12 protein-coding genes, 3 tRNA genes, 3 rRNA genes and 1 pseudogene are annotated in these 16715 nt (G+C 46.4%); 3 read left to right on the top strand and 16 right to left on the bottom strand.

What is annotated here, in order from left to right; genetic code table 11:
• The 5 genes from PUP29_RS00480 to PUP29_RS00460 all read right to left on the bottom strand — a co-directional run bounded on the left by PUP29_RS00480 (nucleotide 1) and on the right by PUP29_RS00460 (nucleotide 3541).
• Nucleotides 1-570 (bottom strand): anthranilate synthase component II, encoded by a 570-nt coding sequence (locus tag PUP29_RS00480; protein WP_353423549.1) that lies wholly within the window; start codon nucleotides 568-570, stop codon nucleotides 1-3.
• On the bottom strand, nucleotides 567-2033 hold the full coding sequence (locus tag PUP29_RS00475; RefSeq protein ID WP_079547901.1) for an anthranilate synthase component I family protein: 1467 nt from the start codon (nucleotides 2031-2033) through the stop codon (nucleotides 567-569). The genes PUP29_RS00480 and PUP29_RS00475 overlap by 4 nt, the downstream gene beginning before the upstream one ends.
• A gap of 582 nt (nucleotides 2034-2615) precedes the next feature.
• Nucleotides 2616-2804, bottom strand: coding sequence for a 4Fe-4S binding protein (locus PUP29_RS00470; protein WP_079547752.1), 189 nt, complete (start codon nucleotides 2802-2804; stop codon nucleotides 2616-2618).
• A 90-nt stretch (nucleotides 2805-2894) separates the two neighbouring features.
• On the bottom strand, nucleotides 2895-3086 hold the full coding sequence (locus PUP29_RS00465) for a hypothetical protein (RefSeq protein ID WP_079547753.1): 192 nt from the start codon (nucleotides 3084-3086) through the stop codon (nucleotides 2895-2897).
• Nucleotides 3087-3142: 56 nt separating this feature from the next.
• A complete protein-coding gene (locus PUP29_RS00460; RefSeq protein WP_079547754.1) occupies nucleotides 3143-3541 on the bottom strand; it encodes an Rrf2 family transcriptional regulator in 399 nt (132 codons plus the stop codon).
• Between the two features lie 393 nt (nucleotides 3542-3934).
• On the opposite strand from PUP29_RS00460, the gene PUP29_RS00455 reads away from it, so the two are divergent.
• Together PUP29_RS00455 and PUP29_RS00450 are read left to right on the top strand one after the other, a co-directional pair.
• A complete protein-coding gene (locus PUP29_RS00455) occupies nucleotides 3935-4495 on the top strand; it encodes a hypothetical protein (RefSeq protein ID WP_079547755.1) in 561 nt (186 codons plus the stop codon).
• Nucleotides 4496-5890: an HIRAN domain-containing protein gene (locus tag PUP29_RS00450; protein WP_079547756.1), complete on the top strand. Its 1395-nt coding sequence runs from the start codon at nucleotides 4496-4498 to the stop codon at nucleotides 5888-5890.
• Nucleotides 5891-5984: 94 nt separating this feature from the next.
• Here the strand turns inward: PUP29_RS00450 and tnpA are convergent.
• From tnpA to mnmA, 11 genes and pseudogenes are all read right to left on the bottom strand, one after another.
• Nucleotides 5985-6347, bottom strand: a pseudogene (gene tnpA / locus PUP29_RS00445) (IS200/IS605 family transposase); the annotation flags it as partial.
• A 108-nt stretch (nucleotides 6348-6455) separates the two neighbouring features.
• A 5S ribosomal RNA gene (gene rrf / locus PUP29_RS00440) occupies nucleotides 6456-6572 on the bottom strand.
• A 2-nt stretch (nucleotides 6573-6574) separates the two neighbouring features.
• A tRNA-Asn gene (locus PUP29_RS00435) sits at nucleotides 6575-6649 on the bottom strand.
• A 99-nt stretch (nucleotides 6650-6748) separates the two neighbouring features.
• Nucleotides 6749-9781: ribosomal RNA gene (locus PUP29_RS00430) — 23S ribosomal RNA — on the bottom strand.
• 160 nt (nucleotides 9782-9941) lie between these two features.
• A tRNA-Ile gene (locus tag PUP29_RS00425) sits at nucleotides 9942-10018 on the bottom strand.
• Between the two features lie 42 nt (nucleotides 10019-10060).
• Nucleotides 10061-10136: transfer RNA gene (locus tag PUP29_RS00420), tRNA-Ala, on the bottom strand.
• 133 nt (nucleotides 10137-10269) lie between these two features.
• A 16S ribosomal RNA gene (locus PUP29_RS00415) occupies nucleotides 10270-11805 on the bottom strand.
• The 16S, 23S and 5S rRNA genes sit together here with 3 tRNA genes alongside, the layout of an rRNA operon.
• Before the next feature lie 280 nt (nucleotides 11806-12085).
• Nucleotides 12086-12970 (bottom strand): SPL family radical SAM protein, encoded by an 885-nt coding sequence (locus PUP29_RS00410; RefSeq protein WP_079545212.1) that lies wholly within the window; start codon nucleotides 12968-12970, stop codon nucleotides 12086-12088.
• Nucleotides 12971-13074: 104 nt separating this feature from the next.
• Complete coding sequence (locus PUP29_RS00405; RefSeq protein WP_079545214.1) at nucleotides 13075-13533, bottom strand: GyrI-like domain-containing protein; 459 nt, start codon at nucleotides 13531-13533, stop codon at nucleotides 13075-13077.
• Between the two features lie 71 nt (nucleotides 13534-13604).
• Nucleotides 13605-14471, bottom strand: coding sequence for a helix-turn-helix transcriptional regulator (locus tag PUP29_RS00400; protein ID WP_353424035.1), 867 nt, complete (start codon nucleotides 14469-14471; stop codon nucleotides 13605-13607).
• Between the two features lie 52 nt (nucleotides 14472-14523).
• A complete protein-coding gene (mnmA, locus tag PUP29_RS00395; RefSeq protein WP_353423548.1) occupies nucleotides 14524-15618 on the bottom strand; it encodes a tRNA 2-thiouridine(34) synthase MnmA in 1095 nt (364 codons plus the stop codon).
• A gap of 82 nt (nucleotides 15619-15700) precedes the next feature.
• Here mnmA and PUP29_RS00390 point away from each other — a divergent pair, with 82 nt between their 5' ends.
• Nucleotides 15701-16654, top strand: a complete 954-nt coding sequence (locus PUP29_RS00390) for a ComEC/Rec2 family competence protein (protein ID WP_353423547.1) — start codon at nucleotides 15701-15703, stop codon at nucleotides 16652-16654.
• The last annotated feature ends 61 nt before the right edge of the window (nucleotides 16655-16715 follow it).

Here is a 16715-nt window from a genome sequence, read left to right as displayed (position 1 = left end):
TCATACCTCCTTTATAAAATTTCTGAGCATTGTTTTTCCGTCGGGGGTCATAATGGACTCAGGATGAAACTGTACGCCGTAAACGGGATACTCCTTATGCTGCACTCCCATCACCTCGCCATCAGTGGCCAGAGCCGTGATTTTCAGACATTGCGGAATAGTATCGGCGTCTACCGCAAGAGAATGATACCGTGCGACAGGCACCACTTCGGGACATCCGCTGAACAGCGGACAACTGGCATCGAGCCTGACATCCGACTGCTTTCCATGCATCATCGTTCTTGCATAAGTAACAGCTGCACCAAACGCTGCGCATATTGCCTGATGCCCGAGGCAAACGCCAAGCATTGGAATATCCTTTCCGAGCGTCCTTATGGTTTCGATGAGCACACCGACAGCCTCCGGCCTTCCGGGTCCCGGCGAGAGGATAATACGGTCCGGATGTAGAGCCTTGATCTCTCCGACGGTCATTTCATCATTTCGGATGACTCTGATATCAGAGGCTATCTCGCCGACAAGCTGGTAAAGGTTATATGAGAAGCTGTCATAATTATCAATCAAAACGATCATAATTCCACCTCCTGCGCCATCTCCAGTGCTCTTAAGGAAGCTTTTGCTTTGTTCAGGCATTCCTCATATTCCTTTTCGGGCACGGAATCCGCCACGATCCCGGCTCCGCTTCTCACGAATACCTTTCCGTTTTTCTTATAAGCAATTCGTATAGCAATGCAGGTGTCCATGTTGCCTGTAAAATCGATATAACCAATCGCGCCGCCGTAAATGCCCCGCTTATTATTTTCGAGTTCCCCAATTAACTGACAAGCCCTGATTTTCGGCGCACCGGAAAGCGTTCCAGCCGGCAGTACCGCCTCGATCGCATCCAGTGCATTGTAACCGTCGCCGATCTCGCTGCGTACTGTAGAGCCGATGTGCATAACATGGGAAAAACGTTCAATGGAATGCAGCGTTTCAACCTGCACTGTGCCGAACTTGCTGATTTTTCCCAAATCGTTTCTGCCGAGATCTACCAGCATATTATGTTCAGCAAGTTCCTTTTCATCTGCCAGCAGTTCAGCTTCAAGCGCTTTGTCCTCCGCATCGTTCTTCCCTCTTGGCCTCGTTCCTGCAAGGGGAAACGTATGCAGTACACCATTTTCTAATTTAACGAGTGTTTCAGGCGAAGCGCCTGCAACCTCGACATCCGTTCCGGAAAAATAGAACATATAGGGCGACGGGTTGATAGTACGAAGCACGCGGTAGGTATTCAGCAGGCTCCCTTCAAAGGGCGCGCTCAGCCGGTTGGAAAGCACGATCTGAAAAATATCTCCCTCGCGGATATAACGCTTTGCTTTCTCCACCATATCGCAGAATTGTTTTTTATCGAACAGCGCCTTGACTTCTCCCGTCAGTTTTCCACCCGGTTCGTTCTTTTTTTCTCCATTACGAAGGAGCTCTGCGAGTTGCTTTAGTTCCATGACCGCTTTGTTATATCCAACTTCCACGTCATCAAGCGGCATATTTACTATGAGAATAATCTTCTGCCGGATGTGGTCGAAAGCGATGACTTTGTCAAAAAGCATCAAATCAGCATCCTTAAAATCTTCTGTATCTTCCACGCCGCATCGCACCGCCGGCTCACTATATCCAAGGTAGTCATAGGAAAAGTACCCAACAAGCCCGCCCGTGAAGGAAGGAAGATATTCGAAACGCGGGCTCTTATAATCAGCAAGAATCTGACAAAGATAATCGGAAGGGTTATCCACTGCTATTTTAAGCTTCCCAATTTTGATTTCTCCTGCGCTGCAGGTGATTTCCAACTTTGGATCGAAGCCGAGGAAGGTATAACGCCCCCAAGTTTCGTTTGCCTGTGCCGACTCCAGCATATAACAATGAGTAGATACATTTTTTAGTATTTTCATCGTTTCTATGGGTGTCGTAAAATCAGAAAGGATCTCAAGGCTGACCGGCAATACATTATAGTTTCCAGTGGCCGCAATTTTTTTGACGTCGCTAAGATCGGGAAAAATTTTCATGATCAGTACCTCCAAATAAAAATACTCCTTTGCCTCTCTGCCAAAAAACAATACAAAAACGTCCTTGACAGAAATATACTTTCCGTCAAGGACGAATAATGCAAATATACTATCCGCGGTGCCACCTTGATTCACGGTATGACCCGTGCGCTTAGCAGGATACCAACATATCCCCGGCAAATAACGTCTGCCTGCAACGTCGCAGAATACTTTGTGAATATCACATTTGACTGCGCCCTCAGCGGTCCATTTGACAACTTGTTTCTCACCTGACTCTCAGCACCACAGGCTCTCTGTAAAGGCATGATTGCCGTTATCTCCGCTTCAACGGTTTAAAAGTAATAAATTGTTATGAACACGATATCACAGCGGTTTCAGATTGTCAATCCCCCTATTGCTCGTTCATATTCTCTGTATCGTTCGGATGTATAGGGATACTTCTCTATTCGCTTTTGCATGAATGCGGTAAACGATCTCGCCGCTACCCACTCCGTCAAAAAATTTACTGATTAAGTCAATTTCTGTTGGTGCGCAGGAAGTATGATCATGTAGTCAACAGGACCATATCATAGTATCTGTCTTTCATGTAATAATCAACGCCTGTTTGGGGCAAAATTCCATGCACGTTCCGCAACAGATACATTTGCTTTCATCTATTGTCGGAGCTTTGTACTCATCCTGCTCAAGCGCCATTGCCGGACAAACCGAAACCGGCGGACACACATGGTTCTTAGAACATTTTTCCACAATCAACGTTAGCCGCTTTTCCATCTCAGTATCCCCTTTTCCCTGAAAATCAATAAATGATACAAATCATATCTTTCTTCCGGCGCGTTCTCTGCCGCTTGCAGTTACTTGGCTCTATTTCTTCTTTCCCTCCAATTCTGCTGCACGGGCCAAACCCAGCCTGACTAAATTCGCGACACCGTGCGAACGATAGCGATATTGATGTTCGAAACAATAAGCATCGATTTCATCAAACAGATCCTCGTCGATCGTTATGCAATATCTTGCTTTTACTCTTGTTGCTTTCGGTCTTTTTTCCTTTTCCATATTTATCACTTTTTCCTTTTTATAAATCGTATATACAAAATTTATACTAACCGTTCTTACATTTCACTTTTCGAATACAAATCCTTAAGCTTGACAAACTTCCATCGCTCCATCTGAATCTCCATATCGTTTTTAAGATATATATGAAACGGATCGTCGTACAGCTCTTGGGACATCCCCCGTGTCTCGCATCTATTGTCCTCAACCTCGAAAATCTTTACAATATCATATACGGATATTTCTTCCGCATTACGCGCAGCCCTATATCCTCCTTTGCACCCCTGTTCCGATACAATCATTCCCCCATTTTTTAGCATATTCAATATTTTTAAACTATACTGATAGCTGCATTTCGCCGCTTTCACAAGTTCTTCGCATTTTATCAACGGTTCTCCACTCTTCGTAAAATATCCCATCATACGCGCCGCATAAATCATTGATAACTTAATTTTCATTCCGTTTCTCTCCTATTTCTATTTCCCATATGCTTATTCCAAATTTTTCTTATAATCCTTATATTCTTGTAATATATAATAATCAGGGTACGCCCGCTCTTTCTTCATTCAATTCTGCAAAATTCATATCCAACCAGTTCAGTATCACTATATAACTTTCTTTCTCCCCCAAACAGATTGTTACTGTAATCTGATAGCATATAATACTCTATAAATTATATATCGTAAAATTCTTTGCCAACTTTAGCCTGTATAATATGATTTCTTAACTTTGATTTTGTATTCTTCTTTTCCCGAAATCGTTCCGCTCTAAACTTTTTTAAAAATGAGACGATAAAATAATGTAGAAACGGTCTCAAAATATACAAATTGAAATCAGAAAGACGCAATTTTATGAATCCTATGTTTATTAACCAATATATTGTCTCGGAAGATACCGCTCCAAAATATCATTACCTCTCGGCTGCAGTTTCAGAAGAACCGGAGACTCTTTCCCGTCACAATGAGCGGCCCGGTAAAGTGATACGCGGGATCGGCCTTACCGCTGCTGCCATTCTCTCCATCTTTTGTCTCATGGTCGAAGAATATGGTCTAATGGCAGTCGGCCTGTTGCTTGCCGCAGTCTATGTATACAGGATTTTTTTTGTAAAACGCAAAACGGACATCGATGTAGGACGTCCCGTATTTTTAAATACTATGAGCGAGTTGAAGTGGATCCGAATCATAAGGTTCTGCGAGCATCATATCGAGGTGGAAGACCCCAAATATGGCGGAAACTATCAATACGGTAATGTCATCAGAAGAAGCGAGGAGCCTTTATACTGTACTTTATGGTTCACAGACCGCACCAGTCTGCGCATTTTAAAAAACGGATTTATTACAGGAACGTATTCCGATTTTGAGACGTTTATTGACCGTATCATACTGAACAATATCAATAAAGGGAACAGATAAATGAGTAATTTCTTTAAAATAAACCGAAAAGCAAAATCAAAGCCCGGGGCAGCGCCGCTCTCCAGCACATCGGTCCAGCCGAATCAAACTGAAAATCACATAGATAAAGCTCCATTTGTAAAAATAGATCCCGCCGATCGATCCATTTTTGATGAAAATGGTTATCCCATTGATATTAATATGCCGATCGATCCGGCTTCTGATTTAAATCAAGAGATACTCAAATATAGGTCTGCCGACGGCCAGTATCAGTTTTCAGCGGCTTTATATGCAAATTTTCCTGATTTAAAGGAAAACTTTGAAGAGAACCGCGAAGATGTCGCCGATATCATTTGTGATTTGTTTTTGTTGGATGAAAGCTATGCGTATAAAATCTGGAAATGGTTATTGATAACGTTCCGATCCGTTTTATCTTCTCCGTCTAATTCATATAGGCTCATCAGCGGTGTTTTATATACCTTGGCGCATCAGTACACTTTTTTTGAGCATCTGCTTCCTTTCCTGAGATCAGATATGGAATTTTCAGAAATTTTATTCAGGGAATCCGCTTATGTCGATAAACGTCACGCCCTGATATTAGCTTCCTGTATTGAGAAACAGGACTGCAGCCTCTTTCAGGAGCTTGTCGTCTTTTTAAAAAGTAATCCCCACCTTGGCCATGAAAATGCAATTGCTTTTGAAAAAATTTTGCAAATAGTTCTCGAAGAAATTCCTTCTCCGGCTGTCGATCACGGGATATACAGTATTTTATCCGACTGTATCAAAACGAGCGCAAAGCCTATGATGCGTAAAATCCTGCTGAAAATCTTGGATGGTAAGCTCGAATATCTATTGAAAGAAGAAGCCCGGAAAAAAGCGGAAAAGAAACGTTTAAAGCGTATAGAGGAACAAAATCTTCTTCACCAGAAAGAAATTGCTTCTCGACTGAATCTAAGAAACACAAAGCTAAAATATCACGAATTAAAGCTGGCATGTCTTTCCCAACGGAAAAATGATCCTTATTGGGAAAATGGGCGTTTTATAGATTTTCAAGCTCTCGCCGGCACTATGATCGCCTTGAAAGATCATACCGAGGTTCTTGCTTCTCTTTTACCGGGAGACAGGGTAGAGCTCGTGCGGGAGCCTTACAACGCCAAAGATCCCGCGTCTATTTCTGTTCATGATGGAACCGGCGTAAAGCTCGGGTATATCTCCAATCAAGCTAATACTCTTTTATCTTTTATCATAGATCATGGAGAATATCTTTTCGGACGTATCTATTCTCTCGGAAGGGAAACAGATTCTGATATTATACAGATTTGTATTGAAATATTTATAAAAAACGCAATATTGTTTTTATCTATATTAGTAAGTAATACTAATATAGTATCTTTGCCCGTTCCATCGGAAAGGTGATTTTTTGTATAACTCCTGCCATGCACCTGCATAGCGGGGGATTTATATCTCGTATGCTTCGTATGCTCGACAGGATAAAGCCTTAAAGGCTCTGTTACCAGCAGCGACTCAAGGCGAATGTTGGTCTGCCACTTGCAATACTCTTGCCACCCGTAAACGGATCGGTATACTCTTTAAACATCAATTGTTCATTTACCTGATCCTCTTTCAATCGGTTCTGTATGTATTCTGTTATTTTCTTTGCATTTTTGCCCTCCATATCTACATAGTATCCCCGGCACCAAAAGCTACAATTTCCGTGTTTGTATTTCAGGCTCCAATAGGTCTCTCATGCAGCAGCTCCTACAAGCCCGGAAACGCTCATTTTAGGTGGTATCTCCAATAGCATATGCACATGATCTATACATATCTCTGCTTCTATTATCTTCACTCCCTTCCATTCACATAATTTCTCAATATTTCTTCTGCTTCAGCTTCAAGCTTTACGCAACCTTACGCTTAGCGCGGGGTTCTCATTATACAAAAAAGCCTATGGGCATTATCCATAGGCTTTTCTATTAGTAGAATCCGGCAGCTACCTATCCTCCCACACCGTCTCCAGTGCAGTACTTTGGGCGTATAAGGGCTTAACTTCTGTGTTCGGAATGGGAACAGGTGGATCCCCTTAGCTATCGCCACCGGAAATGGCTCCCCAGGTAGGGTTTGAACCTACGACCCTTCGGTTAACAGCCGAATGCTCTACCGCTGAGCTACTGAGGAATATGAAATTGTTATCAGTGAAACACACTGAAAACTGAATAGTAGTAAGGAAAGAGATAAGTCTTAAAGTTGTTAGTTAGACTGTTGAATCAACTTTCGTTGATCAAGCCCTCGACCTATTAGTACTGGTCAGCTGAATACATTGCTGTACTTACACCTCCAGCCTATCAACCTTGTAGTCTTCAAGGGGTCTTACTCCATAAAGGATGGGAAGTCTTATCTTGTGGGGGGCTTCACGCTTAGATGCCTTCAGCGTTTATCCCGTCCGTACGTAGCTACCCAGCCATGCCGTTGGCACGACAACTGGTGCACCATTGGTACGTCCATCCCGGTCCTCTCGTACTAAGGACAGCTCCACTCAAACTTCCTGCGCCCACGATGGATAGGGACCGAACTGTCTCACGACGTTCTGAACCCAGCTCGCGTGCCGCTTTAATTGGCGAACAGCCAAACCCTTGGGACCTGCTTCAGCCCCAGGATGCGACGAGCCGACATCGAGGTGCCAAACCTCCCCGTCGATGTGGACTCTTGGGGGAGATAAGCCTGTTATCCCCGAGGTAGCTTTTATCCGTTGAGCGACGGCAATTCCACTCTCATACCGCCGGATCACTAATCCCGACTTTCGTCCCTGCTCGAGATGTCTCTCTCGCAGTCAAGCTCCCTTATGCATTTGCACTCTAATGAATGATTTCCGACCATTCTGAGGAAACCTTTGGGCGCCTCCGTTACTCTTTCGGAGGCGACCGCCCCAGTCAAACTGCCCACCTGGTACTGTCCATGAGCCGGATCACGGCCTCATGTTAGAACCCTAGTATTAGAAGGGTGGTATCCCAACAGCGGCTCTGCGTCAACTGGCGTCAACGCTTCTCAGCCTCCCACCTATCCTGTACATCCAATACCAAAATCCAATGCCAAGTTGCAGTAAAGCTCTACGGGGTCTTTCCGTCCTATCGCGGGTAATGAGCATCTTCACTCATACTACAATTTCGCCGGGTACATTGTTGAGACAGTGCCCAAGTCGTTACGCCATTCGTGCGGGTCGGAACTTACCCGACAAGGAATTTCGCTACCTTAGGACCGTTATAGTTACGGCCGCCGTTCACTGGGGCTTAAGTTCCCTGCTTCGCTTGCGCTAACAGTTCCCCTTAACCTTCCAGCACTGGGCAGGCGTCAGCCCGTATACTTCATCTCTCGATTTCGCACAGACCTGTGTTTTTGCTAAACAGTCGCTTGGGCCTATTCACTGCGACCTATTGCTAGGCACTCCTTATCCCGAAGTTACGGAGTCATTTTGCCGAGTTCCTTAACAATGCTTCTCCCGATCGTCTTAGGATTCTCTCCTCGCCTACCTGTGTCGGTTTGCGGTACGGGTACCTGTCATTCTCCTTAGCAGCTTTTCTCGCCAGTGTGGATTCACAGACTTCCATACTTATTTTCTGTCCCCATCACACCTCAGGCTTTATGGAAACCGTACTTCACTAATTTCCACCCTCAGTGCTTAGACGCCCTCTACCATCAAGGCGCTTCTGCTATCCTCCTGTGTCACTGCTTCAGTCAAACGAATGACCGGTAGTACAGGAATATCAACCTGTTGTCCATCGCCTACGACTATACTGTCCTCGGCTTAGGTCCCGACTTACCCTGGGCGGACGAGCCTTCCCCAGGAAACCTTAGGCTTTCGACGGTGAGGATTCTCACCTCACTCTCGCTACTTATGCCAGCATTCTCTCTCGTATCCGGTCCACCACTCCTCTCGGTATGGCTTCGATCCAAATACGATGCTCCTCTACCGCGCAACGTTTTCAACAATACCGCCTGATTCTTCAGGTTCTATCCTGTTGGATTTGACGCAAACCTCCTTTTTCCCGGTTTGCTACGTGTCCTTTTCCCGACACCTTCTTCAGCATTGTTGAAAACGCTGCACCCATAACTTCGGTGGTAAGTTTTAGCCCCGGACATTTTCGGCGCACAATCACTCGACTAGTGAGCTGTTACGCACTCTTTAAATGAGTGGCTGCTTCTGAGCCAACATCCTAGTTGTCTCTGCAATTCCACATCCTTTTCCACTTAACTTACACTTTGGGACCTTAGTTGATGATCTGGGCTCTTTCCCTTTTGACAATGAAACTTATCTCACACTGTCTGACTCCCAAGCAGGTAATATATGGTATTCGGAGTTTGATAAGATTCGGTAAGCCGTGAAGCCCCCTAGTCCATTCAGTGCTCTACCCCCATATATCTTCACTTGAGGCTAGCCCTAAAGCTATTTCGAGGAGAACCAGCTATCTCCGAGCTCGATTGGAATTTCTCCGCTACCCACAAGTCATCCCCGCATTTTTCAACATACGTGTGGTTCGGTCCTCCACGGTGTTTTACCACCGCTTCAACCTGCTCATGGGTAGGTCGCCCGGTTTCGGGTCTACAGCATGCAACTTAACGCCCTATTCAGACTCGGTCTCCCTTCGGCTCCGTGACTCCAGTCACTTAACCTCGCTACATACCGTAACTCGCTGGCCCGTTCTACAAAAAGTACATGGTCACACTTTCTAATAGTGCCCCCACTGCTTGTAAGCACAAGGTTTCAGGTTCTCTTTCACTCCCCTCCCGGGGTGCTTTTCACCTTTCCCTCACGGTACTATTTCTCTATCGGTCATCAAGGAATATTTAGGCTTGGAAGGTGGTCCTCCCGGCTTCCCACTGGGTTTCACGTGCCCCGTGGTACTCTGGTGCCCATCTCGCTGACTCGTATTTCGCTTACGGGGCTTTTACCCTCTTTGGCTGCACTTTCCAATGCTATTCAGCTATATTCGTCAGATCGATTATATGGGTCCGCAACCCCGGATGTCCGAAGACTTCCGGTTTGGCCTCTTCCCATTTCGCTCGCCGCTACTTTGAGAATCACGGTTGTTTTCCTTTCCTCCGGCTACTTAGATGTTTCAGTTCACCGGGTTCCCCCCATATACCTATGGATTCAGTATATGGTAACACACTATTACATGTGCTGAGTTCCCTCATTCGGATATCTGCGGATCAATGTTTGCTTGCAACTCCCCGCAGCTTTTCGCAGCTTGACACGTCCTTCTTCGGTTCTTGATGCCAAGGCATTCACCCTGTGCTCTTCATAGCTTGATCTTTTCGTCTACTTCTCTCTCCCTAAGACTTTCGCAAAATTATATCTTACCCTTTTTCATCTTTGCAGATTAGTTCTTTCTAGATATCGTTTCGCTTTTCTCTTTCGGTTTACTATTCAGTTTTCAATGTGCTTCGGCACTCTGCTCTAACGCATTTGCCATGGTGGGCTTTAGTGGACTCGAACCACCGACCTCACGCTTATCAGGCGTGTGCTCTAACCTGCTGAGCTAAAAGCCCATCTTCAGTTAGCTGCTTCGGTGTCTCCCGCTTTCCCCCACTTGGTGGAGATGAGCGGAATCGAACCGCTGACCCCCTGCTTGCAAGGCAGGTGCTCTCCCAGCTGAGCTACACCCCCATTTTAAATCACATACATCCCTGTATGTGCTCTAAAAGGCTTCCTATGCAGTTTGCTGCTCTTCAATCTCTACAGTACCGAAAAGAAAATCCTCTACTCGCTTCTCCTTAGTCTTCTCTTTTCTACACCCTAGAAAGGAGGTGATCCAGCCGCACCTTCCGATACGGCTACCTTGTTACGACTTCACCCCAGTCATTGATCTCACCTTCGACAGCTCTCTCCTTGCGGTTAAGCCACTGGCTTCGGGTGCTCCCAACTTCCGTGGTGTGACGGGCGGTGTGTACAAGGCCCGGGAACGCATTCACCGCGACATGCTGATTCGCGATTACTAGCAACTCCGACTTCATGTGGGCGGGTTGCAGCCCACAATCCGAACTGGGACCGGCTTTTTGAGATTCGCTCTGCCTTACGACGTCGCTGCCCTTTGTACCGGCCATTGTAGCACGTGTGTAGCCCAAGACATAAGGGGCATGATGATTTGACGTCGTCCCCACCTTCCTCCGAGTTGTCCCCGGCAGTCTCACTAGAGTTCCCACCATGACGTGCTGGCAACTAGCAATAAGGGTTGCGCTCGTTGCGGGACTTAACCCAACATCTCACGACACGAGCTGACGACAACCATGCACCACCTGTCTCTCTGCCCCGAAGGGAAGCTGTATCTCTACAGCCGTCAGAGGATGTCAAGCCTTGGTAAGGTTCTTCGCGTTGCTTCGAATTAAACCACATGCTCCGCTGCTTGTGCGGGCCCCCGTCAATTCCTTTGAGTTTCAACCTTGCGATCGTACTCCCCAGGCGGGATACTTAATGCGTTTGCTTCGGCACGGAACCCTATCGGGCCCCACACCTAGTATCCATCGTTTACGGCGTGGACTACCAGGGTATCTAATCCTGTTTGCTCCCCACGCTTTCGTGCCTCAGTGTCAGTTGCAGTCCAGAAAGTCGCCTTCGCCACTGGTGTTCCTCCTAATATCTACGCATTTCACCGCTACACTAGGAATTCCACTTCCCTCTCCTGTACTCAAGTCAAACAGTTTCAAATGCAATCCCGGGGTTAAGCCCCGGTCTTTCACATCTGACTTACTTGACCACCTACGCACCCTTTACGCCCAGTAATTCCGGACAACGCTCGCTCCCTACGTATTACCGCGGCTGCTGGCACGTAGTTAGCCGGAGCTTCCTCCTATGGTACCGTCACTTTCTTCGTCCCATAGGACAAAGGTTTACAATCCGAAGACCTTCTTCCCTCACGCGGCGTTGCTGGGTCAGGGTTTCCCCCATTGCCCAATATTCCCCACTGCTGCCTCCCGTAGGAGTCTGGACCGTGTCTCAGTTCCAGTGTGGCCGATCACCCTCTCAGGTCGGCTACCCATCGTTGACTTGGTGGGCCGTTACCTCACCAACTATCTAATGGGACGCGAGCCCATCCTGCATCGAATAAATCCTTTTACCTCAAAACCATGCGGTTTCGTGGTCTTATGCGGTATTAGCAGTCGTTTCCAACTGTTGTCCCCCTTTGCAGGGCAGGTTGCTCACGCGTTACTCACCCGTCCGCCACTAAGTATATCCAATCTTCCACCCGAAGGCTTCTGTCTGGATAACTTCGTTCGACTTGCATGTGTTAAGCACGCCGCCAGCGTTCGTCCTGAGCCAGGATCAAACTCTTAATTAAAATCTTAACATCTTCTCAGATGTCTTTAACTAATCTCTTGACCTAGGCTCCGCTTTCAAGCATTTCCTTTTCGTTCTTGGTACTGTATTGATTTTTCAAGGTCCGCCGCTTTTTTTGCGGCTCATTTATAATACCAAACTCCATTCCCCATGTCAACTACTTTTTTAAAAAATTTTCATCCTTTTTTGACAAACTTTTTACTTGTCAGAAAACTCCGCTCCCATTCTACTTTATGTAGTATGATCTATTTCCGCCGCCGCTATATCTTGCTCCTCATTATTTAAAATAAAGAAAGCTGCCTTATCTCTCCCGGCATTTTTTTATATGCTGCAACGATATCTTCCATCCGGAATAGGAGGCTGCGGCTTTGGCATTCTCTCCGAAATAAATTATGCAGTCTGCCTGCATAAGGTGATTTGCACAAATAGCTGTCTTGAAATGTATTGCGGTACTTCCGGCTGAATCCCGGGAAACGTTCATCTATTTTCTTATAGTAGTAAGTTTTTTGATTTTGGCGAAGGGTAACACCAAACATAGGGAAAATAAAACGCGCTCCATTTTTATAGGCAAGTCGGACGATTTCCGTTATATTATCTTCTGAATCCGTAATATATGGGAGTATCGGCATAAGGAGCACACCTGTAAAAATCCCGGCAAGGCTGAGTTCCCTGACCGCTCGGAAACGTTCTGATGAAACCGGTGCATTCGGTTCAATACGCTTTGACAAAAAATCGCTTGCCGCCGTGACTGTCAGCTTGATATTGACACAGCTTTTCCGGGATATTCGCTTAAGTAAATCAATATCCCGCAGGACCAACGGGCTTTTGGTGTCGAGCGTTACACCAAACCCATATCGTTCCAACAGCTTTAGCGCCCCGCGTGTTATTTCCATTTTTTCTTCATACGGATTATAGGGATCGGACATCGCTCCTATGCTTACAACACCCTTTTTCCTCTTTTTGGATAACTCTCTTTCCAGAATCTGCAATGCATTCTTTTTGATTCGCACTCTATCGAAATCTTCCACGCCGTAGCAATTGCTTCTACTGTCGCAATAAATACATCCATGGCAACAGCCACGGTATAAATTTATATTATAATCATTCCCGAACCATGTACCGCTTTTAGTTCGTATGAGAATTGTTTTCGCGGGCACAAACTCCATATCTATCATAGTTCCTTTTTTCCAAGGCCGATCGTTTTGCCGTTAAAACCCCATCGGCTATAAACGCTTCATTATAATAAGCGTAACATTATATCATTTCCCGTTTACTTCTCCACCCCGATATAAATATGTACCTCCTTGGGCTGTCCGTCCTCTCCCGGAAAATATTCTTCAAAGTCGCTGACATACCGTCTTTTCAGCGGCATGTTCCACACCGCCCTCCAAATCTTTTCGATTCCATCCTCCGGCTCTTTTGTTACAAACTTCGCATAACTGCCGGCGCGAACCTTTTTTACCTTGAATGCCGCCGGCCTTTCCCCCGCTGTCTCACATCCTGCAAGATAAGAATAGGGCTTCGTGAAATCGCCGTCATAATCAGTATACAGGCCAATATAATTGGTATTCACACGCCCGCAGATCATCCTGCCCCTATCATTCTCAAAAAACGCTTTCCACAAACAGGAAATATCCTTTGCTGCTTTTCCGTTTTTATTTTCCGTCCTTATCTCAAGCCCTTCGATAATTTTTTCCTCAACTCTGACTATTTCATATTCATTGCACATATCCGTTTGCTTCCTCTCCTATTATTATGATAGAAGCAGCATAGCAAACATAATGTGACATCATATGTCAGCTAACTATAATTTTCAATCATCTTTTTCAGCCGTTCGGCAATCAGTCCACGAATCCTTTCCGGCCTGACCACAGCGGCAAAGGGGCCGAATGAAAGTATATAGCCATAAAGCCATTCATCCTCCGGTACATTCATCTCTGCCAGAAAACCATCTTCTGTTTTTTGAACATCCTCTTCTTCAAATTCGTCATAGATGCGGTATGCCATTTTCACATCGACATGCAGAAGAATATTGATAGGCGCTTGTCCGCTTTGGTCTGTCTCTTTTGGAAGCTCGCCATTGCTCCGCCGGAACGTCTCTCCCGTCATTTTAGGTTCCCTGATGCGCGACATTCGGAATGTCCGGTAATCCTGCCTGTTCCGGCAATATCCCTGCATATACCATGCCCGGCTTTTATAAAGCATACGAAGCGGCTCTACCGTCCGCTGCTCCTTTTTGCCGTTCGCGCCGAAATAGCTGAAAGTGACCGCTTCTTTTTTTAGTATAGCCTCTTTTATGACCGCAAATTTATCCGTTTCCTTTTTTCCCCATGCCGAAAAATCCACCGCGATCCAATCATTCTCTTTCCGCCGGAAAGCAGCGCCCAATTTTGCAAGAGTCTCTTCTGTTTCCGGATATTGCGCAGCACGCAGACTTTGCAGCCCTATCAGTATCCTGCGCTGTTCCTCCTCCGAAAGGAGGGAATGCCGCAAGACAAAATTTTCCGCCAGAAAAATACCGCCTCCTTTTCCCTTTTCTGCATAGATGGGAATACCCGCAAGGCTTAATGCATCAATATCACGGTAGACCGTGCGTACGGAAACCTCAAGCCGTTCTGCAAGCTCTCTGGCGGTTGCTCTGCGCTTATCCAGCAGAATATAGATCATTTCAAACAAACGTTGGTTTCGCATAATAATAGGTAAAAATCAGCCGGCGGCCTTAAAAAATCACTTCGTCGACTACACCGCCGCCCAAACAAATATCTCCGTCATAAAGAACGCAGTACTGCCCCGGCGTGACCGCGCGCTGCTTTTCGGCAAATTCTACGCGGTATGCTCCGTCGCCGATTTTTTCCGCTCTGGCCCGCTGGTCCGGCTGACGATAACGCACTTTCGCCATGCAGCCAAAATTCTTTTTTTCTTCCCCGCCCGAAATGAAATTTACACCGCTCATCACAAGCGCACGAGAGAAAAGCAGTTCCGACTCTGCCCCCTGCGAAACGTAAAGAACATTATGCTCCATGTCCTTTTTAACAACGAACCAGCGTTCTCCTGTTCCGTCTTTGGAGCCGCCGATATCAAGCCCCCTCCGCTGCCCAAGCGTGTAATACATCAACCCGTCATGCCTGCCTACAACTTTTCCGTCCAGCGTTTTCATGTCTCCCGGATTCGCAGGCAGATAAGTCTGCAAAAATTGTTTGAATTTCCGCTCTCCAATAAAGCAGATTCCCGTAGAATCCTTTTTCTTTGCTACTGAAAGCCCCGCTTCTTCGGCAATACGCCGCACCTCCGCTTTTTGCAGCTCCCCTACCGGGAACACCGCCCGTTCAATCTGCTTCTGTGAAAGCATGCACAGGAAATAGCTCTGATCTTTATTATCATCGAGCCCTTTTTTCAGATATGTCATTCCATCCCGGCGCTCAAGCCGCGCATAGTGTCCGGTCGCAAGAAGCTCCGCCCCCGCTTTTTGAGCGAAATCAAGGAATGCTGCAAATTTGATTTCTTTATTGCACAGCACATCCGGGTTCGGCGTGCGTCCCCGCTTATATTCTTCCAAAAAATACCGGAATACCCGCTCCCAATATTCCTTTTCAAAGTTAACGGTATAATAGGGAATATCGATTTTTGCGCAGACTGAACGGACATCGTCATAATCCGCTTCCGCCGGGCATTCGGAATCTTCCGCGCTGTCATCCCAGTTTTTCATAAAAACGCCTATCACATCATAGCCCTGTTCTTTCAGGAGCAAGGCCGATACCGCCGAGTCAACTCCGCCGGACATCCCCACAATGACGCGTTCTTTCTGATTTCCCATAAAAATTTTTCTCTCCGGTCTTCTATAATCTGTCGCTTACTTATAGTATAATCGTTCATAGGAATTATGCAAGGAGGCGCGCATGGCGGCAAAAAGGAAAAGCAAAACAGCGCGGGCAGCGATCATATTTTTATGTACGGTCGGCTTTTTTCTTATTTTTTTACTGGGTTCGGGCATCGATATCACAGAAATGGCCGGGCAAATTTGGAACAGCCTCGGCTCTTCCGAAAATACTGCCTCCGCTCACGCTGCTAAGCTCGTTCCTGAAGATAGCGACAGCTTGCTTCTTTATATAATAGATACCGGAAATTCCGACAGTATGGTCCTGCGCTCCCCCGACGGTCACTCTGTATTGATCGACGCCGGCGAAAGCGATGACGCGCAATATATTCTCGATACGCTTTCCGCACTGGGCATCCGCAAGCTTGACGCCGTAGTCGCCACGCACCCGCATGCCGACCATATCGGCTCTATGGTCGCTATATTAAAACAAATACCTGCTGATGTGGTCTATATGACTGATTTCGCCGCCTCCACCCAAACCTACGAGGATATGCTGGACGCCATAGAGGCATCCGGTATTCCTACAGTAGATATAAATTCCGGTGACACCTTTGATATCGGCGCTGTTCATTTTACTGCCCTAAATCCACAGGACCGCATATATGACGACGCCAATAATTCCAGTATCGTATTGCTCGCAGAATATGGCGATACACGCTTTCTGTTTGAGGGCGATGCAGAAGATGAGGCTATTTCCGACATGCTTGCCCAATATTCGGAGCTGTTGGATGCAGACGTTTTAAAGGTCGGCCATCACGGCTCCCGGAATGCCACTACGTCTGAATTTCTCAAAGCCGTAACACCGGAAACTGCCATTATAACCTGCGGAGAAGAGAACGATTACGGTCATCCGCATCAGGAAACGCTCGATTTGCTCGGTTCGATGGGCGTTACCACGCTCCGTACCGACCAAGACAGCGATATCGCCATTTTTTCGGATGGGGCTGCAGTATGGTATGCGGCTGCTGCATGAGACCTTCTGAAAAACGGATGCAAATAGCACCCGTTTTTTTATTCATTCTTACCCGCCATGT

Origin of the sequence: Christensenella massiliensis (genome assembly GCF_040409835.1) — a bacterium.
In the GTDB taxonomy this organism is placed as follows: domain Bacteria; phylum Bacillota; class Clostridia; order Christensenellales; family Christensenellaceae; genus Christensenella; species Christensenella massiliensis.
The sequence above is the reverse complement of the archived record's forward strand: the minus strand, read 5'-3'. Positions and strand labels throughout refer to the sequence as shown.